Origin of the sequence: Paludibaculum fermentans, from assembly GCF_051172195.1 — a bacterium.
GTDB classification, from domain to species: domain Bacteria; phylum Acidobacteriota; class Terriglobia; order Bryobacterales; family Bryobacteraceae; genus Paludibaculum; species Paludibaculum fermentans_A.
In genome coordinates, this window is record NZ_JBPJAQ010000001.1 from 2,695,673 (window position 1) to 2,715,465 (window position 19,793).

Consider the following 19,793-nt stretch of genomic DNA (forward strand, 5'->3'; position numbering starts at 1 on the left):
AGGAGTGCTCCTGATGCGTGTGTCCCGATTCCGCAGCCCGAAGCTTAGCCTGGTGCTGGCAGTTCTCCTGTTGGAACTGCCGCTCGTCTACGCTCAACAACAGCCGCAGCAATTGCCGCCGGTTGTTGTTCCGCCCGGCTTCGGGCCGCGTGTAAATGATGTCCAGCAGCCGGCGGCGGCCCAACCGGCTCCGGCACCCGCTGCGGCCCAGCCGAATCAGCCAGCCGCTCCGTCCGCGCCGCCGAACGCCCTGGTGGGCGGCATGAGCCTGCAGAACGTGAACCTCCTGGAAGTTGTTGATTCCCTGGCGCGCGAGCTGAAGATCAACTACATCATGGACAAGCGCGTGAATGGCGGTGTGACGCTGAACACCTACGGCGAGATCCGCACGATGGACAAGCGCGCCCTGCTCGACACGATCCTGCGCATCAATGGCGCGGCCATGGTTCAGGCCGGCGACGTCTACCGCATCGTGCCGCTGACTGACGTCGCGCGCATGCCGCTGAAACCGGAAGTGGATGCCCAGAACATTCCGGAAGACGACCGGCCAATGTTGAACCTCGTCTTTCTGAAGTACGCGAACGTGGACGAGCTCTCGAAGCTCGTGGGCGAATTCCTGGGACCCGACGGGAAGGCCTGGCCTTACCCGCCCGCCAACCTGCTGCTGGTGCTCGACAGCCGCCGGAACATGCGCCGGACCATGGAGATGATCTCCCTGTTCGACAGCGACGTGTTGGCCAAGCAGCGTGTGAAGCTCTTCGATCTCAGGAACAGCAAACCGTCTGACATGGCGAAGGAGCTGGAAGGCTTGTTGAAGTCGATGTCGCTGAGCAAAGATCTCAGTTCCGTCAAGTTCGTTCCGGTGGACCGCATCAACACGCTCATCGCGGTGGCTCCGAATCCCGGAGTCTTCGATCAGGTCAGTGAGTGGATCGACAAGCTCGACGTAAAGGTAAAGAACGCCGCGGGAAAGGTGGACACCTATGTCTATCGGGTGAAGTACAGCCAGGCACAGCAGTTGGCCTTCTCCATCATGATGCTCTACATGCAGATGATGCCCGGCTACGGTGGCATGGGCGGGATGGGTGGGATGTATGGCGGCATGGGTGGCGGGATGTATGGCGGTGGGATGTATGGTGGCGGCATGTACGGCGGGGGCGGCATGTACGGCGGGGGCGGCATGTACGGCGGGGGCATGTATGGCGGAGGAATGTACGGCGGTGGAGGCGGCGGCGGAGTAGGCGGCGGAGTAGGCAACCCGGGACTGACCGGCCAGGCGGCCAATTTCAACCCTATCCAGGGCACCAACACGACTGGCACTGCCGGCCAGAACGGGTATGGCATGGGCGGCTACGGGATGGGTGGCATGGATTTGACCGGCGGGATGCTGGGGATGGGCGGAATGTACGGGGGGATGGGCATGTATGGCCCGCAGAGCCCCCGCGTAGTGCCCAACTACTCAGATAACTCCCTGCTGATTCTCGCCACTCCGGAACAGTACGAGAGCATCAGCCGGATGCTGACGCAGTTGGACATACCGCCGCGTCAGGTGCTGATTGAAGCCAAGATCTATGAAGTGAAGCTGACCGGCGCTCTGAGCTGGGGTGTCTCCCACTACTTGTTCAATAAAGACGGTTCGGGCGCCGTGGGAGTCCCGGACGGAGCGGGGCGGAAGTTCGTCGGCTCGCTGGTCGACGGAACGATCGGTTTGTCGGCCGGCACCATGGTCGGGCACAGCCGGCAGTTGTACTCAGCCATCAGTGCACAGGAGCTCTCCAGCAAGACGAAGGTCGTTTCGGCGCCCAGCGTCGTGGCAACCGACAGCATCGCGGCCTCCATCAACGTGGGTGTAGAAGTACCCACGCTGACGGCCCAGGCGGTTACCGGTGCTCAATCCGGCGGCAGTTCGCTGTTCGCAAACACCATTTCGAACCGCAAGTCCGGTGTGACGCTTGGTATTACGGCCAGGGTGAACCCGAGCGGCATTGTCACTCTGGTGATCAACCAGGAAGTGAGCTCTCCACAGGCTCCCACCTCGAGTTCGGCGATTCAGTCGCCCAGCTTCAGCACCCGTACCGTTCAAACCCAAGTCACCGTCCAGGACGGGGACATGATCGCGATCGGGGGCATTATCAACGAAACAAATGGATCCAGTACCACCGGTATCCCGATCCTGGGGCGTATCCCCATTCTGGGGTACGCCTTCTCGAACAGGTCGTCGAACCGTGAACGGACGGAGTTGCTGGTCTTCATCACGCCGCACGTGATCTACGACACCAACGAGATGAATGAAGCCAGCGACGAGATGATGAGCAAGATGAAGAGGCTCCAGAAGCTCATCAAATAGCCCGGCTCAGGTTTATTTTCAGGCGCGGTTGCCCAGCGGCGGCCGCGCCTTTTTGCGTCAGCGGCCCAAAAGTGAGTCAGGCTGTCCCACCCCCTGAGTCACCGGAACACAAGTCTCCGCGAGCCGGTCAATTCGCCGTCGGATGTCCGAAATTTAGGCCTTTGGAGGCCACACGATTGAAACTGAAACGCTTGCGAATCAGGAAGGGGTGTTGCGTTCGCTGCAACCGCGTTCAGTGCGCTGAAAGCGGGCTATCGAATGACACATCCTGCGCGGAAATCCTTGACGGCCTATCACATGCCATGATTAAATGCCAAGAGTAGGGATTACTGCCGGTACCCGGTAAGGGGTCTGAAAGCTGTATTGCTTGACGGCTGCTAGCCGGGGATGGTATGAATGTGCTGACTGCGTCCGGCTGGAAACGGCACTCATGCTGGTCAGAATCCCGCGGGCACAGAAAGATATAACGATCTAAAATGGGGATCCACCTAGGAAGACCGAAGTTGACCAGAAAGGGCAGAGTGGCAATTTTCAAATTTGCACCTCGCACCATTCGGGCGGCGTCGGCGGCATGGATCCCGACAAATACTTCCACTGAGGCTCAGGTTGAAGAGTTCCTTCATCAATTCAAATCCGCATCTTCACAAGGAGAAGGAAATGTCAGGTTTTCGTAAAGCATTTCTGCTCATGGCCGTATTGGTCCTCGTGACCGGTATCGCCTTTGCGCAGAGCACCCCCCTCCAGTGCGTGGCCAACTCGGGCACCACTCCTCCGGTTCGTGCCGAAGGCGTTGCCGAAGAAGTTGGTCAGGTGATCATCACCTGCACCGGCGGCACCTCGACCACGCCCTATGGCGCGGCCATTCCGACCTTTAACGTTCAGATCTTCCTGAGCACCAACGTCACCAGCCGGCTGCTTGGCCACACCCAGTCCATCGACTCGGAAGCCCTCCTGCTGATCGACGAGCCGGCTCCGGCCAACCAGTTGGTTGCGTCCAACGTTCCTAACACCACGATCGTTCCTGCGACCGGCAGCGGCATGTACTACGGCGGCTTCCCTGGCCGTCCGAACGTGTTTGTGGGTCAGGTCGTCGGCACCAATTCCATTGCGTGGCTGAACGTTCCGTTCGATCCTCCGGGAACGACCTCCAACCGCGTGATCCGTCTCGCGAACGTCCGTGCGAACGCCAACCAGCTTGGTGTGAGCAGCACCCTGATCCCGACCTCGATCAACATGTTCATCTCGATCTCGGGCACGGGTTCTCTGTCACTGGCGAACAGCCAGCTGACGGTTGCGTACGTTCAGCTTGGCATGAAGTTCAGCGCGTCTCCGGCAACGTACAACCAGTGCGAACCCGGCACGAAGACCTTCAACATCAAGTTCGCTGAGCAGTTCGGCACCGCGTTCCGCAAGAACATCTCTGCCGCCACTTCTCAGGCCACCATTGGCACCATCTACAACACCGAGTCGATGTTCTACAATCCGAACTTCGCCGGCACCCAGGCTGCGACCGCTGGTCTCGCCACTCAGGCCACCCGCCTGATCGCGCGTTTCTCCAACGTTCCTGCCAACGTGACCCTCAGTGTGCCGATCAACATCAGCACTGCTGAAGGTGACACGGCTACCCTCGTTGCAGCTCCGACCGACGGCTCCACTGCCGGGGCTTCCGATGCTACCAACGCAGCGGTTGCTCTCAGCGGCGGCGCCGGCGCAGCGGTTTGGGAAGTCACGGCTTCCAACCCCGGTGCGATCAGCACGTTCACTGTTGCTGTCAGCGTAGCCTACAAGGCCAACCCGCTGCCGGGTCTGGGCACGGCGACCGTCAGCGGCAACTATGCCCCGACGACCACTGTGTTCACGGCTTCCGCGACGGCTCCGGCTCCTCGGTTCGTCGACAATCCGCAGTCTGCCACCACCTTCACGATCAACTCCTGCCGCACCAACCTGTTGTTCCCGTTTGTGACCAACACGTCTGGCTTCGACACGGGTCTCGTGATCTCGAACACCTCGTCTGATCCGTTCGGCACCGTTCCTCAGCGTGGCCCCTGCACCCTGAACTACTACGGTTCCACCGCTGGCGGCGGCGCTGCTCCTGGCGTCCAGACCTCCGGTACGGTCAACGAAGGGACCCAGCTCATTTGGACGCTGTCCAATGGCGGTAACCTCGGAGTCGCGGCGACCCCCGGCTTCATGGGCTACATCATTGCTCAGTGCAACTTCCAGTTCGCCCACGGCTATGCGTTCGTGAGCGATCTGGGTGCCAGCCGCGTTGCGGAAGGCTACCTCGCTCTCGTGATGGACAAAGATATGTACAACACGGACGAAGGCGCCACCCGCACCGGTGCTTCCAGCGAGAAGTTGGTTCATTAATTTCGGTCTAACCACCGATTGGAAAAACGGGAAGGGCTTCGGCCCTTCCCGTTTTTTTGTTTCCCGCCAAATTTCCCGCGACCAGTTTCCAGGCGTGGTGTTATCATCTATGTAGTTCCCCGCCGCGTTCCTACCCTCCTTGCGCCCACATTCCTTCTTCGAGGTGATCATGAATCTTCGCAGGATTCTGAGTCCGGTAGCCCTAGGCCTGTTCATGCTGGCCGCTGCCGCAGATGCCAGATACGTCTACGTACTTCCGCCCACGGGTACCTCCAGTGCCCAAATGCTCATCTACAATGAGCAAATTCAACCTGCCGGAACTGTCACCGTTCCAGCCGGGTCATTCCAGGTTCTGACGAATGTCCCGGGCGACAAGGCGATTGTCCTCGCCACCAACAACGTCGCGGCCGTCAGTTTTGCGACCCTGCCCAATGGGCCGGTCGCCAGTCTCAGCCTCGATGGGCAACCCGCCACTTTTGGAGCCGTGACTCCGGATGGGTTGCGCCTGCTTGTGCTGGCGGGCAGCAGCCCCGGATCGCTTTACATCATCGACGCCATCAACGGAAACATCCAGACCGGCGGCAAGATATCGATCAACGGCATCCCCAGGGAAGTGGTGGTCACACCGGATTCCCGCTACGCGTATATCGTCTCCTCCGGTTCCCCCACCGCGCTTCTCACCGTCGTCGACCTTTCCACGAATCAGATCGTGAACCAGACGCAGCTTGCTCAAGTGATCGGCGCCCTGCACGCCTCCATCAGCCCGCTTGGCCAGGTCTATATTACCGGCCAGTATCGGATGATCGAGTTCGATGGCCGGCCGCCCTTCGCGGAGCATGCCCGGTCTGAGGTCGTCAGCAATCCCGGACGGCTGCACTTCTCCGCCGATGGCCGTTACGCCATCGCGGCCAATGAACTGCTCAACGGCTCTTCCCTGATCTGCATCGACCTGCAGGTAAAAGGCGCCACTACCGCAGCCGGCACGGAAGTCTCGAAAATCCTAATCAGCACGTCGTCGAACACCGCAGTAAGGATTGACGATATTTTCCCCGTCAACGCGACTACTGCTATCGCCTACTCGGCCCTGGACCAGAAGATGTTCGGCATCGGCTATCCGACTCTCACCGCGAATGAACTTGCGCTGAGCGGGGTAGGTGTCGTCAACGGGGTCACCAGTGTCACGAGGACCGATGAGTTCCCCACCACCAGGAATCTGTACTACACCTCCGGTGGCAAACTCTCCCGCTTTGACCTGGTACAGAATACAGCGCTAGGGACGGCCGATGTCGGTGGCGGGACCGCCGCTTTCGTGGCCGCACCGAACACGGCAGCAGTGCCCCAGACACTGTTCACCTATGGCGGCGGTCAGACCGTTGCACCTGCCGTTACCATTCCGTACTCCGTTCGAGCTGTTGATAGCAACGGCCGCCCGGTCTACGGCGCAACTGTCAGCTTCACCTCTGAGACCGCCACCCTCACCGGCGCCGCCACCAGTACCAACGTGGACGGTTATGCCTGGGTGCTGGCCACCAGTCCGGCCGTAAACGGTGATTTCGTTGTCAGGGCCCTGGTCGGCGCCCAAAGCGCCACCTTGACCAGCACGGTTGCCGGCGGCACGGGCGGCGGTACGGGCGGCGGCGGCGGTACCACGGATCCCGGCAATGTTGCCAAAGTGGTCAAAGTTTCCGGCGATGGTCAGCTCGTCCAGAATCTCTTCTCCGTCGCGGTGCTGCCGCTGGTGGTGAAGGTAGTGGATGCCACGGGCGCGCCCCTCGCCGGCAAGGAAGTCACCTGGAGCGCGACGACGGGCATTCAGTTCTCCAACCTGCCCACCACCGTCACCGATGCAAACGGCATCGCCCAAATCACGTTCTTCACCAACGGCGATTTCCAGAACGCTTCCTACCAGTCGTACTCGGCAACCGCCACCTGCGTCGGCATTGGAAGCACGACGTTCTCCGTCAGCGCCTTCCCAGCCGGTCAGTTCTTCCAGCCGACCATCTTCATTACGAAGCCGACTCAGGACAACCGTTCCATTACGGTGAAACTGGGCACCAAGCTGGATGCTGCGGTCCACGCAATCGTCGCCACAGCCACCGGCATCGCCATCCCTAACGTTGGGCTGCGCGTCTCCACCCCCTTCACTGATCCCGCACAGGGGCCGGTCGTCCACTGCGACGGCCAGACCGCCCTCAACGGCACGGTGCTCACCGCCGCCAATGGCGAAGTGGACTGCAACCTCATTGCTGAGGGCAAGACCGGCAGCACCAGCCTCCTCATCAATGTGGGCGAGCAGCGTGACTTCACCGGCTACACCATTAACGTCACTCCGGGCGACCCGGTGGCGCCTGTGATCGTCCAGGGCAACAATCAGACCGGGAAGCCCGGCGTCACCCTGCCTCTGGCTCTCACCGCCCGCATCGTGGATCCCTCCGGCAACGTCCTGGCCGGCACAGCTGTCACGTGGGAGCTTGTCACCGCGAACAGCATGACGCTGATTAATACCATCTCCGCGGCCGACACCAATGGCCTGGTGTCCACCCGAGTCATCCTCGGGCCGACGCCTGGTAAATACAAGGTCCGCCTCAAGGCCGGCGCCAAGGAGACCAACTTCGACGTCACCGTCGAAACCTCCGCCACCGGGTTTGCCAAGGTTTCGGGCGACGGCCAGGCCGTGACCCCGATCAATACCGCCTTCGCGCAGCCACTGATCGTTAAAGTGACCGACGCCCAAGGCGCCGGTGTGCAGGGTGCGACTGTCACCTGGAGCACCACCGGATCCGTCACCCTCAGCGCCACCACCTCGGTGACCGGCGCCGATGGACGCGCTTCCGTCACTGTGACTGCAGGATCCGTGCCCGGTGGCATCACCGTCACCGCCGCGGTGGCCAACCTGCCCTCGCTGACCTACTCGCTGCAGTCCCGCCTGCCGGGCCCCAGCGTCACGGCCACCAGCTTCACCAACTTCGCCAGCGGCGTCGCTGGAGTTTCGCCCGGCTTGCTGGTTCAGCTCACCGGCGCCGGCCTGGCTCCAGGCGTCAGCGGCCAGGTGAACGCCAACATCCTCGCCGGTAAACTGCCTCTGACGCTGTCCGGCGTAACGGTGGAATTCCAGTGGAACGGCGGCTCCGGCTTCGCTCCAATCCTGCGCGTAGCCAACGAGAACGGCGTCGAATCCGTCCTCGTTCAGGCTCCGTTTGAGATCACCGGCACCACAGTGAATGCCGTGGTCAACGTCTCCGGCGGCAGCACAAACGTTCTGGCCATTCCGGTCAGCCTGGTCTCTCCGGGCGTCCTGGAAGATGTCAGCGGCACACGCCGTGCGGCGGTGGTCATCCGTTCCGACGGCCAGGCCGTTACCCTGAACACGCCGGCACGCCCGGGTGAAACCCTGCGTATGTACGCCATCGGTTTGGGTCAGACCTCTCCGACGGCTATCACCAACCAGGTCGGCACCCCCGAGCAGAAAGTGCTGGCGAATATCGCGGTTGGTCTCGACAATGCCGGCATCCAGGTGGTCTCGGCCCAGATGGCTGAGAATCTGGTCGGTGTCTACGAAATCGTGTTTGTGGTCCCGGTCGGAATAACGCCTGGCGACCACCCGCTCGGATTCGTCATGGAAGCCGTGCCCGGGCAGCCGGCCTATGCCAACGGTTCGATTCTGTTCGTTCAGTAATCGCCACCAAATCAACAACAGAAAGGGGCCTGCCGCCAACCGCGGCAGGCCCCTTTCTGTTGCTACACTTCCGCTCACCGGTATTCTTCAGGCGTCTCAGGACTACGCGCACGGCCCGTCTCCGGCCTCAAACACCTGCCGGATCTCTGTCTCTCCGTCGCCCGCGATCTCCATGAAACGCTTCGTGAATTCGATCGCCTGCTCCTTGGACTCCGCCCGGATCAGCGCGAAGCCGCCCACGATTTCCTTCGCTTCGGCGAAGGGGCCATCGGTGACGGCGAACCTGCCCGCTGTCATCCTCAGGCGCGCTCCGGCGATGCTCGGCAGGCATCCCTCCGTCGCCAGCAGCACGCCGCTTTGAAACGACTCCTGGACGAACTGTCCCATGCGCATCATTTCCTCGTGTGTGGGCGGAGTGCCCTCCGGTTTGCCGGGTCGGTATAAACACAGAAATCGCATTGTTCCATTCCCTTTCTGAATTTGGAGGCCGGCCGCTACCTCTCCCGCCCCGCTAGTGGTGTCTCTACTACTGCGTCGAACAACAGGTGGTCCCGATCGACATCATGTTCGCGGGAATTTTCGCGACTAGTCCCAGCGCAAATTGCCGGGGAATGCGGATCCTCGATCCGGGACCGCCTCACCGCCGTGACGAGCAGCGCCCTGCCTTCGAGCTCCTGCCCAGTACCACCGCGGCCGCATCAATCGCCCAGCTGATGCACGCCCGGCCCCACTCGCTGCTGCTCGGTCCCTCCAGGCAGGGTGACCAGTGCTTCCGTATTGGCCGGAACCGTCAGTGACATCCGGAATCGCCCTGAGGCCCGGGTCCAATTCACAGCGATCGTACCTCGTAATGTTCGATAATCCGCCTTTACCCACTGCAGGTCCTCCACCGGCCTGGGCTGGATGAGTACTCGTTCAAAGCCTGGTCTCCGCTCATCGGGAGTGATGCCGGCCAGACCCTGCCAGAACCAGCGGCACGCTCCGCCGAACATCGGGTGCATGCGCGAACCGCCGCCGTCCCAGTTCTCCCATAACGTCGTGGCGCCGGAGGCCAGCATGTGGCCGAACCCCGGCAGATCGCGCTGGTTCATCAGCCGGTACGCCAGGTCCGCGCGGCCCCACGCAGTCAGCACATCCAAAACCAGCGGAGTCCCCACGAAACCCGTGTCGAAGTGCTCCCGATTGTCGCGCTCCACAATCTCCACGGCGCGCGCGAAGACCGCGCCTTCCACCTCCCTGGGCACCAGGCCGAACGCCAGGGGGAAGAAGTTCGCCCCTTGCCGCCCGTCGACATACTGCCGCTTGCCCGCGTCGTAATACCGCGCCTGCAGCGCACCGCTGGTCCGCTGGACAAGCCCGGCCAATGTGGCCGCCTCTTCCTGTCGGCCCAATACCATCGCCGCCCGACCCAGGAGATCCGCGCAATGGGCGTAGTAGCACGTTGAGACGAACTCGGGCGGAATCGCGATCTTCTGCGGTGGACACCAGTCGCCCAGAAACCACCCCCCGGGCTCCTCCTTCACCACGATGCCCTGCGCATCCATGCGGCTTTCCAGATACCGTACCCATGCCCGCATCGCTTCATAGTGACGGGCCAGCACCATGCGGTCGCCGTAGTAGAGATACAGGTACCAAGGCATCAAAACCATGGCCGAGCCCCAGGGCGGACCGCCGCCGCCGCCCTCGAACGGAGCCGTGTGCGGCACAAAGCCTGTCTGGTGATTGCGCGAGTCGGCAATGTCGTCGGTCCATTTCGTGTAGAACCGCGCCATGTCCAATGCGTAGATCGCCGCCTGCGCCGCCACCTGGCCGTCGCCCGTGTACCCCAGGCGTTCGCGATGCGGGCAGTCGCTGGTCACGCCACCGTGCATGTTCGCCAGTTGCGTCTTCACAAACGTTTCGTGGATTTTGTTGAACAGCGGATTTGAACACTCGAAGCGGCCCGCTGCTTCCACCGCCGAATGCACCGACCGTACTTCCAGCTGCGGCGCTTCCGCCGCGCCTGTCACATCCACATACCGGAACCCATGCCACGTGAACCGCGGCTCCCAGGTCTCCACGCCCGCGCCCTTCAGCACGTAGGTATCGCGTTGCCCATAGTCGCGGCCGCTATCCTCCCGGAAGCGCAGCGTCACCTTGCGCCCGCGTGGTCCGCTGGTGCTGAGCTTGGCCCAGCCGGCGAGATTCCGTCCGGCATCCAACGTGAGTACGCCCGGGGCAGCCTGAACCGCCTGGCCCTGAATCACCTCCATTACGCGATCCGGCGGCGCGACCTGTGCGCACAGCACGCCCGTAGGCGCCCGCACCACCGCCGCTGGGGCCCACGCCGAATCGTCGAACCCGGCAGCGTTCCAGCCCGGCATCTCCAGCCGCGCGTCATACTGTTCGCCCGTGAAGAGCCCGCTGTGCAGAATCGGACCCGCCGTCGTCACGCGCCAACTCTCATCGCTCGCCACCAGCGGAGCTCCGTCGTCACCCTCGAGCTGCGCAATCATCCGCGGCGAGCCGTACCACAGCCAGCCCTCTTCCACACGGTCGCGCTGGTTGTACCAGCCATCGCCCAGCACGACACCGGCCGCGTTCGCGCCAGCCCGCAAGTAGGCCGTGACGTCGTAGGTCAGGTAGTTCACGCGCTTGGCCGTGCGGTCGTCAAAGGGGTACAGCACACGCCGGATGCGGCGCCGGTCATAGTCTGTCTGCGCCGGTGCGAGTACGTCCTCGCTCACCTTCCGCCCGTTCAGATAGAGCTCGAAAAAGCCCAATCCGCAGACATAGGCGCGCGCAGTCTTCGGGACCGAGGCCAGTTGGAACTCACGCCGGAACCACGGGCTGGGCTCCGTATTGACGCCCGACTCGCTTTCCGCCTCCGCCGCCCCCACCCACTTCGCCCGCCAGTCCGATGCCCGTAGCAATGCCATCTCGAACCACGCCGCTTCGCTCCACACGGACGCGACGCCCGCCTCGTTCCAGACCCGAACTTGCCATGAGCAGCGCTGCCGCGACCGCAGTTCCGCCCCCGCGTAGGGCACATGCACCGATTGTGCCGCAGTGACCTTCCCTGAATCCCAGACCGTCGCACCACCGCTCTCCACGACAATCTGATAAGCGCTCTGCATGCCCGCCGTCAGTTGCCACGAGAAACGCGGCGCCGTGACGTCGAGGCCCAGCGGATCCTTCAAATAATCGCAACGCAGCGCGACAGCGCCAACAGCATCAGCAGCAAAGGTGGAGGCAGCGGGCAGGGTAGCGCCGGCCGCCAGAAAACTACGTCGGGACAGCATGACCGATCAGCCGCGCCCAGGGCAGCGGCTGCCAAGCCGTAGTATATTCCAGCGCGCAGGGTCCTCAGAATCTCAGCCGTAGCTCCAGTTCCGCCGAACGCGGACCACCCGCCTGGAACAACGGAGTCAATCCCGAATTCGGAGTGCCTCCGCCGAACATCAGGTTCTGCATCGATGTCGATCGGCCAAACAAGGGGCTGGCCAGATACCGTACCGGATCCGCGAACGCCGGCCGGTTGGCCACATTGAAGATCGACACCGCCAGGTCGAGAGACCACTGCCCGGAGAACCGGAACTCACGCCGCGCCGACGCATCCACCTGCAGCACGCCGCGCCCCGTGATTGCATTGCGCCCCAGCGAGCCTTGCTGCGACTGCGAGGGCATCGCGAACGCGCCGGGATTCAGTCTCCGGCCGCCCGCGGTCGATCCGTCCTCCAACCAGATCGGAGCCCCTGTCACCAGGTCCGGCCGCCCCAGATTGCCGGGCGATACGCCCACGCCCCCGTCCAGCGTCGCGATATCGATGGGGAATCCGGAATGCGCGCGCATCACCGTGTTCAGCCGCCACCCACCAAACGGCCGCCGTAGCGCTTCCGGCATCGCCCGCCTCGACACTTCATAGGTCAACCCGAACGAAAGCGCGTGCCGCACATCGAAGCTCGATGATCCGCGCTCGTCCGCCCCCAGCGCATCGGGCCGCGCCAGCAGCACCGCTGAATCCTGCGAGCCATCGTCGATCGAATGCGACCAGGTGTATGCGGCCAGGCAGAACAGGCCCGGCGCGATCCGTCCGCTATACCGCGTCTGCAGCGAATGGTAGCTCGATCGCCCCTCCGTTTTGGCGAGGATGTACCAGAACAGCCCTGTGTCCGGAGCGACCCCCGCCTCCCGGTGCAGCAGATTGCTGCCCGCTGATCCGACATAGGCAGCCGACACCGTGCCGCCGGCCACCTGCTTCTCCAGCGAGGCCTTCCACTGCGTGGTGCGCGGCAGCCTGAGCGGGCGCAGCGGCTCGACTTGCAGCGGCCCGTCCTCCAGCGTCACTCCACGCACCTTCGCCAGGGAGGTGGTCTGCGTCCCTACGCTCCCAAACTGCCAGCTATTGAACGGCGCGCCGTTGAACGGATTGATCGCCGAGCCCAGCCCCGCATCGTAGTAGACGCCCGCGCCTGCCCGCACCACCACCTCACCCGGAGCCCGCCACGCCAGGCCCACGCGTGGTGCGAACTGTGTAAAACTGGGCCGCCAGATCCATTGGTCCAGCCATCCGCTTCTGAAGTTGGTGAGCCCCCCGTTGGGGTCCCCGTTCCACAACCCCGAGATCACGCTGTTCGACGCCGAATTGAGCGGCGGAGTGCCCAGCCACCGGACCCCATACACCAGGCTCCACCGCTCGCCTAGCCGCGCCGTATCCTGCGCGAACAGCGCCAGTGTGTGCATCGCCCGGCTGCCGCGCGGCAGTTTGGTCACGGTGACGGCCAGCGGTTGCCCGTTCAACAGCGAGTCCACGCTCGCGCTCGACATCGCAATCGCATCGATCGCCCGGTCGCGTGAAGGCGACAGCCGGATGTAGTCGGCGCCCGCCGAGAACTGGTGCCCGCGCATCGTCCTGGAGACCGAATCCACCACCTGCCACTGTGTCTGCGAAGCCGTCGCGCCGCGTCCCGACACCAACTGCCCCACGCCCCCAATCGCAAACCCCAGCATCGAAGCTCCACTGTCAACAGGCAGGCCTAACTGCGATCGGATCTCCGCTGGCATCAGAACGCCCAGGTCCACTGGAGCGCCCAGCGATACATCCGCACCCCAGTTCGAGCTGAACATTGAGCGCGAGAAGTTGAACCGGGCGTCGTGGATCAGGCCGCTGGCTCCGGCCACAGTAGCGCCCAGCGTGATGCTGCGCCAGCCATACTGGCCTGAACTCGTGCTGAGTTGCCGGGCCTCCGAAGACGAGGGCGTATTGCTGAATCGTGCAAACAGCATCGCCGACGATCCCAGCGCGTGGTCCACCCGCAGGCTCTGCGCGGCCACTGTGGAACGCCGCTCCAACTCGAGCGTACTCATCGCCAGGCCTGCGCCAAACTCCGGCTTCATCGGCAACGGGAACGCCCACAGCGCCGCCTGCATCCGCTCCGGAGCCTTCGTGCGCGCCTCCCACGACGGCACCACCGTCGTTTGCAGCGCCGTGTCCGTCATCGACAGACGGCTCGCCGACGCGAAGAAGAAGGTGCGGTCCCTGCGGATCGGCCCGCCCACCGTTGCGCCGAAATCGTAGTACGACGGCCGAGGGAAGGGCACACCCAGTGAATTCGCAAACCAGTCGCGAGCGCTCCAGCCATTGTCGCGGATGTGTGAATACGCCTCGCCGTGAACTGCATTCGTGCCGGGTCTCGTCCGCACCACAACCTCGGCGCCCGGCCGCTCGCCCGAAGCCGCCAGGAAGTCCGGAGTCCGCAGTTCCACCGCCTCCAGTTCCTCGGCTTGGCCCAGGCTCTGAATGCTGCCGATCGACGTCATCGCCGGCAGCGAGCCACCCGGGGCGGCGCCCGGCAGGCTGCTGCCGCCAATGCCATTGTTCACGCTGACTCCATCCACGCGCACTACGTTCGTGTTCGGCCGCTGGCCGTTGGCGCTGAACTGCCCACCGTCGCTGCTCGCGGCGGCCGTCTGTACAATGCCCGGCAGCAGATCGAACGCGCTCCGCAGGTCGCGGCCGTTCACCGGTAGATCGGCGCCCGGGCCTCCGCGGTGCATCAGCAGGCCCGCTCCAGGCGAGGCGCTCAACTCGCCCGCGTTGCTCTCCACGCGGATCTCCTCATGCTGGCCCACTACCTCCAGCACAAAGTCGATGCGCTCCACATGGCCCTCACGAATCGCCACATCCAGGCGCGCCACGGTATGGAACCCCGGCTTCGACGCTGTCACCTTGTAGCGGCCGTCCGCCAGGCCGGCGACGTGAAAGGTGCCGTCCGGCGCAGTCTCCGCAAAGCGCATCGCCCCCGTCTCATCGCGCTGCACGCGGATCCGCGCCCGTTGCAGAATCGAACCCGAGGCATCCATCACTGAGCCCTGGATCTCGCCTGGCCACTGCGCCGCCAACGCCAGGGGCAGCATCGACACCACCAGCAGTCTAGCGCCGCGCATTCGAGTCCATGGCGATCGCCTTCCGCAAATCCTGCAAATCGGGTCGCAACGCGCGAATCGCCCGCTCGCCCTCCGCCTGGTTGTACGACCCCGCAAACAGCAGGCTCAAGTCACGGTTCAGCCGCCGTGCCGCCGCTGTCAGGCGGATCTGGCGGGTGTCATGCAGTTCAATGCCAGCCCCGACCAGCGGACCCAGCAGCCCCTCCATCCGCTCCACCGAGTCCCTCAGCGCCCCATAATGCTGCGCCCGCAGCGATTGCAGCAACCTCCGGTCCTCCGCGGAAAGACCCGCCTCCGCCGAGCCGGGAATCCATTGCGCCAACACCTCCAGGGCATGCGCCCGCGCCAGGCTCACCCCGCTCGCCTCCAGCACCTCTTCCGTCACGGACTGCAGCTTCAGTGGTCCGCCCAGCCGCTCCTCCAGCAACGCCACAATCGTGCGCGGCCGCTGGTCCGACACCTGCGTCGACGGCTCGGGACTACTGCCCGTCATACGTGCGCCGCTCTGCCCCTGGATCCTCAGCTCCACGTTCGACAGGCCCGCCAGTTCGCTCTCCACACGCCGCTGCACTGCTTCACTCAGCCCCGTAGAACGGATCACCAGCCGCTTGCCCGCGGCATCCTTATCCAGCTCCAGGGGCTCCCCTACATCAGCTTCGGCCCGATTCAACGCCGCCAGGACGTGCAATGCATCCTCGGGGCGCAACTCCTCAGCTCCATCCTCCCGCGCCGCCGCAGCAGTGCCCTGCGGCGCAGCGGCATGACGCACCGGCGGTGTGGCCGGCTCCGTGGTCTCGCTGATCTGCACCTGCCCCAAACTGCCGAACTCAAAGCTGCCTTCGATCGGCCGCAGGTCGCCGCCCCGCAACGTGAGCGACGCCGTTCTCAGGGAACTCGCATCCGTCTCCGTGCGCACAATGTAGGTCCGATCCTGGGCCTCGGGCCCGCCCTTCACCAGCACAGCGTCATGCCGCCGGGCCAGTTGCCCGCGCCACGACAGATACGCCTTCGCGCTCAAAGGCTCGGTCCAGTCGTAGCGGGCGTTGACGAACATCGCGCGTACCCGCCCGTCTCCACCCTGCGCACCAGGCCCATCCGCAAGAACGGCCGGCCGGATCACGGCTCCGCCAAACGCGCTCACCCGCACATTGCGCCGGGCCGGTCGCCCGCTGTGCTCAGCTCGCGCCAGCACCTCGTCCACCGTCGGCTCCGTTCCGTTTGCCTGCCGGAACAGCACCACCCCCATCACGAGACTCGCCGCAAGCGCCAGCAGGCCCGCCGCGCCCCACTGTCTGGACCGCTGCCTTGCGTGTTCCTGGTCCACCTCGTCCAGCCTGGAAGCCAGCCCCGGCCAGTTCACCGCAGCCGGCCGCACCGCCTGCCGCTCCCATTCGGCGAACCCGTCGGATGCCGTGCGCAGCCCCGCCAGCCGTACTCCGCAATCCGCGCACTCGTGCAGGTGCGCTTTGACGGCCCGCGCTGCCCGCTCATCCAGTTCTCCATCCAGGAACGCCAGCAGTTGATCTTCGTCCACGTGCACCGACATCCGGTTACTCATTGAGAGACCTCCGCAGCTTGCAAAGTCCGCGCCGCAGAAACTCGCTGACCGTGGAGCTGCTGATCCCGATGGCCTCCGCAATCTCGCGGTACCGCAGCCCCGCCGCTCGCAGGTGCAGGCACTCCTTCTGCTGTGGCGACAACAACCCCACCGCCTCGTTCAATCGCGACATCCGCTGGCGTTCGATCAAAGCTGCCTCCGGGCTGCTGCCGGTCGCCTCAATGGTCCGGTCCAGGTCCGCGTCGATGGCCAGGAAGGCCGAATCACGCGACCGTGCCTTCAGAGCCAGGTTCCGCGCCACCCGGAACAGCCATGGCCGCACCGCCTGGATCTCCTGGCCCTTCGACAGTGCCCTGTACAGCGAGACAAACGCCTCCTGCGTCAGGTCCTCCGCCTGGCTCGCCGGCAGCCGGAAACACAGCAGATATAGATGGAGGTCGCCGCGTGTCTCCTCATAGATCCGCTCCACCTGGCTGTGCAGATTCACGCCGGCAACCACACGGCCGCTCTCTGCCTGTGGTTCAGCCGCGCTCCGTTCATCGGGCACCGTCTGCAATCGGAACTGCACGCCCATACGGTCCGGAAAATCAGAATTTCCCTACAGCGCACAGGAATATATTCGCGGTGTAGGAAAAACACGGCCACCGCCGACCAGATAAACGACATGCGATTCCTACTCGTGTTTCTTCTGCTGCCGGCCGCCTGGGGCCAGGTCGCCACCTTCGGTGTCAAAGGCGGCGTCCCGTTTGGACAGCCCGCGGACGACTTCGACCATCTCAAGATCAACTCCGAACACTGGACGGTCGGGCCTACCGTGGAGTTTCATCTGCCGGCTCGATTCAGCCTGGAACTCGGAGCACTTTACAGCGGTTACAACGTAAGATACGACACAAATATCTCGCTAGTGTCGCCGGTTCCTTTGCCCTATTTTCGACTGGTCGGCCACGGCGACACCAAAGCCTGGGATTTCCCCGCCGCCATCAAATACCGCTTCCGCACCCAGGGCGTCACCCCCTTCGTGCTCGGCGGCGTCAACTACCGGCGCGAAAGCACGGATGTCCGCGTCACCTGCACCGCGGAAGACGGCGGCCACTGCGGGTCCAGCATTGCCTACACCGATCGCTACAGCACCAGTCAGGATCGAGTCGGGCCCACCTTCGGGGGCGGACTCGAGTGGCGCTTTGGCCGCCTCCGGGCCGCGCCTGAGTTCCGCTACACCCGCCTCAACCGCACCGGCGCCAACCAGTTCAACCTTTTGTTCGGGCTGTCGTTCTAGCCGCCCATTGCTTTTCAAATCAGACCAGTAAGGAGACTCATCCATGAAAAAACACAGACGAATGCCCGTTGTCTTGGCCGCCTTGGCTGCCGCATTCATCCTTTGCCCCCAGGGCGCCTCCGCCGCCGAAAACACGGTGCTGGAGCGCTACACCTTTGCCATGGCCCAAGCCGGCGGCCAAACCGGAGCCAAGGACCAGTCCAGTGGTGGCGAAGTTCGCTTCCGCGACCGCTTCTTTGGCAACGGCACCGCCACCAGTCGCCTCACCCTGCTCGAAGAGAGCAGTTCCTCCGACCGCACAAACCGGCCCCTGCTCCTGACCCTCAACGTCGACCGTCAGGTGGAAGAGGGTGAGATTGTGTTCGCCCTCCTCGTCTTCCGGGTGGAAGTGGTAGGCCGCGACCTCGACGGCAACGTCGTCTTCCAGCGTGAATTCCCGGGCTTCCGCTTCGGCGACAGCGCCTCCGGACATTGGTACGAGCGCATGGGCGGCCTCCCCACCAACCTCGCGCAACTCACCGTCACTTACTTCGGTAACTACGAATAGCGGCAACGTCCGCCACCGCTCTCGCTCCGTTTCTGTTGCACGTGTAAACAACCAACCCATCGCACGATGGCCTGTCGATTCCCTCCCGCAAGGATCGACGCACAGTTGAGTACGGAATAACGGAACAGAAACGGAGCGAGTCATGAATACCCCAACGAAGTCCGCCATAACTAACTCCAGGGGCAGCCGCCGTATCGAAGACTTCAATCAATTGGAGAACCACATGAAACCTCAACGCAATTGGACCTCATCTGTCCGTCGGGCGGTCGGCTGCACGGCAATGCTACTGTCCGCGCTGACAGTCCTCCCCGCCGCGGAGGGGCTCAGTGCTTCCGACAGGCAGGCCGGCATCGCACAACTGGAAAGAACCCGCCAGGGCGTGATGGTCGCCACCAAAGGACTCTCCGAGGCCCAGTGGAAGTACAAGGCGGGCCCCGATCGCTGGTCCGTCGCTGAAACCCTCGAACACATCGCGCTCTCCGAGGAGTTCTTCCTCGATATGGTCTCGAAGAAGATCATGCAGGCGCCCGCCGGCAAACCCGATCGCGACTTCAAAGCCACTGACCAACTGGTGCTTCAGCAGATCGTCGATCGCTCCCACAAGGCCCAGGCGCCCGGCCCCCTCACCCCCACCGGACGCTGGTCGCCGCAGGAGACTCTCGAACAGTTTATGAAGACACGCGCTCGCACCCTGGCATTCCTGAAGTCGACAGAAGGACTGCGCGACCACGTGGTCGATTCGCCCATAGGCCAGCCCCTGGACGCCTACCAGTGGTTGCTCTTCTCCTCGGCCCATAGCGAACGCCACACTGCGCAGATGTTGGAAGTAAAGGCTGATCCCGGTTTTCCGGCGAAGTAGCGGCATCGCGCCGGCGGCCCGGATTTGGAAGATTCCAGGAGGAACAATGCAGAACCAAAAACAGAAAGAACACGACTGGCTTCACAAGCTCATCGGCAGTTGGGAGTTCGATGCCGAGGCGTCGATGAAACCCGGCGAACCACCCGACCGCTCCAAAGGCACCGAAGTGATCCGCTCCCTGGGCGGACTCTGGATCCTGGCCGAGGGTGAAGGAGATATGCCCGGCTGCGGCCCGGCCACCTCCCTGATGACGCTCGGCTTCGACCCGCGAACCAAACGCTTTACCGGCACCTGGATTGGGTCCATGATGGCCCACCTCTGGCTCTATGACGGCGAGTTGAACACCGCCGGCACTGTCCTGACTCTCGATTCCCAGGGGCCGGCCATGAAAGACCAGACCCAGCTGGGCCGCTACCGCGACGTGATCGAAATCGTGAACGACGGCCACCGGACGCTCACTTCCCATTTCCAGGACGATGACGGTCACTGGCAGGCCTTCATGCTGGCCAACTACCGCCGGATCCGTTAGTCGTTGCGCGGCGAGCCACCACCATTCCCTCTCGGCGGCTCGCCGTATTTTTCCGCACTCATCGCCCTCCTCCCCCAGCCCGCCGAACGAGGCTTGCCCCGTTTTGACCCCCTCCGAAAAATCGTCCGGCCAGTTGGGGATTTATTTCTGCACTGTTTTCATACACCTGCAAAATTGATCGCCAAAAACACGTACACGGCCCAGG

Annotated in this window: 12 protein-coding genes; 7 read left to right on the plus strand and 5 right to left on the minus strand. The window is 63.5% G+C overall.

Features of this window, described 5'->3' with window-relative positions; all coding sequences use genetic code 11:
• Window positions 1-13 precede the first annotated feature (13 nt).
• From gspD to ACR9Y2_RS11090, 3 genes are all read left to right on the plus strand, one after another.
• Entirely contained in the window at window positions 14-2,347 is a 2,334-nt protein-coding gene (gene gspD / locus ACR9Y2_RS11080) for a type II secretion system secretin GspD (protein WP_435041314.1), read from the plus strand.
• A gap of 657 nt (window positions 2,348-3,004) precedes the next feature.
• Window positions 3,005-4,717 (plus strand): hypothetical protein, encoded by a 1,713-nt coding sequence (locus ACR9Y2_RS11085; protein WP_435041315.1) that lies wholly within the window; start codon window positions 3,005-3,007, stop codon window positions 4,715-4,717.
• A gap of 169 nt (window positions 4,718-4,886) precedes the next feature.
• Window positions 4,887-8,393: an Ig-like domain-containing protein gene (locus ACR9Y2_RS11090; RefSeq protein ID WP_435041316.1), complete on the plus strand. Its 3,507-nt coding sequence runs from the start codon at window positions 4,887-4,889 to the stop codon at window positions 8,391-8,393.
• Between the two features lie 102 nt (window positions 8,394-8,495).
• On the opposite strand, the gene ACR9Y2_RS11095 is transcribed toward ACR9Y2_RS11090, so the two are convergent.
• The 5 genes from ACR9Y2_RS11095 to ACR9Y2_RS11115 form a co-directional block, all read right to left on the minus strand.
• Window positions 8,496-8,852, minus strand: coding sequence for a YciI family protein (locus ACR9Y2_RS11095; RefSeq protein WP_435041317.1), 357 nt, complete (start codon window positions 8,850-8,852; stop codon window positions 8,496-8,498).
• Window positions 8,853-9,091: 239 nt separating this feature from the next.
• Window positions 9,092-11,674: a family 78 glycoside hydrolase catalytic domain gene (locus tag ACR9Y2_RS11100; protein ID WP_435041318.1), complete on the minus strand. Its 2,583-nt coding sequence runs from the start codon at window positions 11,672-11,674 to the stop codon at window positions 9,092-9,094.
• A 64-nt stretch (window positions 11,675-11,738) separates the two neighbouring features.
• On the minus strand, window positions 11,739-14,819 hold the full coding sequence (locus ACR9Y2_RS11105) for a TonB-dependent receptor domain-containing protein (protein WP_435041319.1): 3,081 nt from the start codon (window positions 14,817-14,819) through the stop codon (window positions 11,739-11,741).
• Entirely contained in the window at window positions 14,806-16,377 is a 1,572-nt protein-coding gene (locus tag ACR9Y2_RS11110; protein ID WP_435041320.1) for an anti-sigma factor family protein, read from the minus strand. The genes ACR9Y2_RS11105 and ACR9Y2_RS11110 overlap by 14 nt, the downstream gene beginning before the upstream one ends.
• Window positions 16,370-16,951: an RNA polymerase sigma factor gene (locus ACR9Y2_RS11115; RefSeq protein WP_435041321.1), complete on the minus strand. Its 582-nt coding sequence runs from the start codon at window positions 16,949-16,951 to the stop codon at window positions 16,370-16,372. The genes ACR9Y2_RS11110 and ACR9Y2_RS11115 overlap by 8 nt, the downstream gene beginning before the upstream one ends.
• Before the next feature lie 90 nt (window positions 16,952-17,041).
• Here ACR9Y2_RS11115 and ACR9Y2_RS11120 point away from each other — a divergent pair, with 90 nt between their 5' ends.
• From ACR9Y2_RS11120 to ACR9Y2_RS11135, 4 genes are all read left to right on the plus strand, one after another.
• Entirely contained in the window at window positions 17,042-17,653 is a 612-nt protein-coding gene (locus ACR9Y2_RS11120; protein ID WP_435041323.1) for an outer membrane beta-barrel protein, read from the plus strand.
• Window positions 17,654-17,696: 43 nt separating this feature from the next.
• The gene (locus ACR9Y2_RS11125; protein WP_435041324.1) at window positions 17,697-18,200 is read left to right on the plus strand and encodes a hypothetical protein; all 504 of its coding nucleotides are present in this window, start codon (window positions 17,697-17,699) and stop codon (window positions 18,198-18,200) included.
• 223 nt (window positions 18,201-18,423) lie between these two features.
• Window positions 18,424-19,059 (plus strand): DinB family protein, encoded by a 636-nt coding sequence (locus ACR9Y2_RS11130; protein WP_435041325.1) that lies wholly within the window; start codon window positions 18,424-18,426, stop codon window positions 19,057-19,059.
• A gap of 46 nt (window positions 19,060-19,105) precedes the next feature.
• Window positions 19,106-19,588, plus strand: a complete 483-nt coding sequence (locus ACR9Y2_RS11135; protein ID WP_435041326.1) for a DUF1579 domain-containing protein — start codon at window positions 19,106-19,108, stop codon at window positions 19,586-19,588.
• Window positions 19,589-19,793: the final 205 nt, after the last annotated feature.

Bases quoted from the DNA above. Each gene is read 5' to 3' on its own strand.
- gspD (WP_435041314.1), top strand. From the start codon at position 14: ATGCGTGTGTCCCGATTCCGCAGCCCGAAGCTTAGCCTGGTGCTGGCA.
- ACR9Y2_RS11085 (WP_435041315.1), top strand. From the start codon at position 3,005: ATGTCAGGTTTTCGTAAAGCATTTCTGCTCATGGCCGTATTGGTCCTC.
- ACR9Y2_RS11090 (WP_435041316.1), top strand. From the start codon at position 4,887: ATGAATCTTCGCAGGATTCTGAGTCCGGTAGCCCTAGGCCTGTTCATG.
- ACR9Y2_RS11095 (WP_435041317.1), bottom strand. From the start codon at position 8,852: ATGCGATTTCTGTGTTTATACCGACCCGGCAAACCGGAGGGCACTCCG.
- ACR9Y2_RS11100 (WP_435041318.1), bottom strand. From the start codon at position 11,674: ATGCTGTCCCGACGTAGTTTTCTGGCGGCCGGCGCTACCCTGCCCGCT.
- ACR9Y2_RS11105 (WP_435041319.1), bottom strand. From the start codon at position 14,819: ATGCGCGGCGCTAGACTGCTGGTGGTGTCGATGCTGCCCCTGGCGTTG.
- ACR9Y2_RS11110 (WP_435041320.1), bottom strand. From the start codon at position 16,377: ATGAGTAACCGGATGTCGGTGCACGTGGACGAAGATCAACTGCTGGCG.
- ACR9Y2_RS11115 (WP_435041321.1), bottom strand. From the start codon at position 16,951: ATGGGCGTGCAGTTCCGATTGCAGACGGTGCCCGATGAACGGAGCGCG.
- ACR9Y2_RS11120 (WP_435041323.1), top strand. From the start codon at position 17,042: ATGCGATTCCTACTCGTGTTTCTTCTGCTGCCGGCCGCCTGGGGCCAG.
- ACR9Y2_RS11125 (WP_435041324.1), top strand. From the start codon at position 17,697: ATGAAAAAACACAGACGAATGCCCGTTGTCTTGGCCGCCTTGGCTGCC.
- ACR9Y2_RS11130 (WP_435041325.1), top strand. From the start codon at position 18,424: ATGAAACCTCAACGCAATTGGACCTCATCTGTCCGTCGGGCGGTCGGC.
- ACR9Y2_RS11135 (WP_435041326.1), top strand. From the start codon at position 19,106: ATGCAGAACCAAAAACAGAAAGAACACGACTGGCTTCACAAGCTCATC.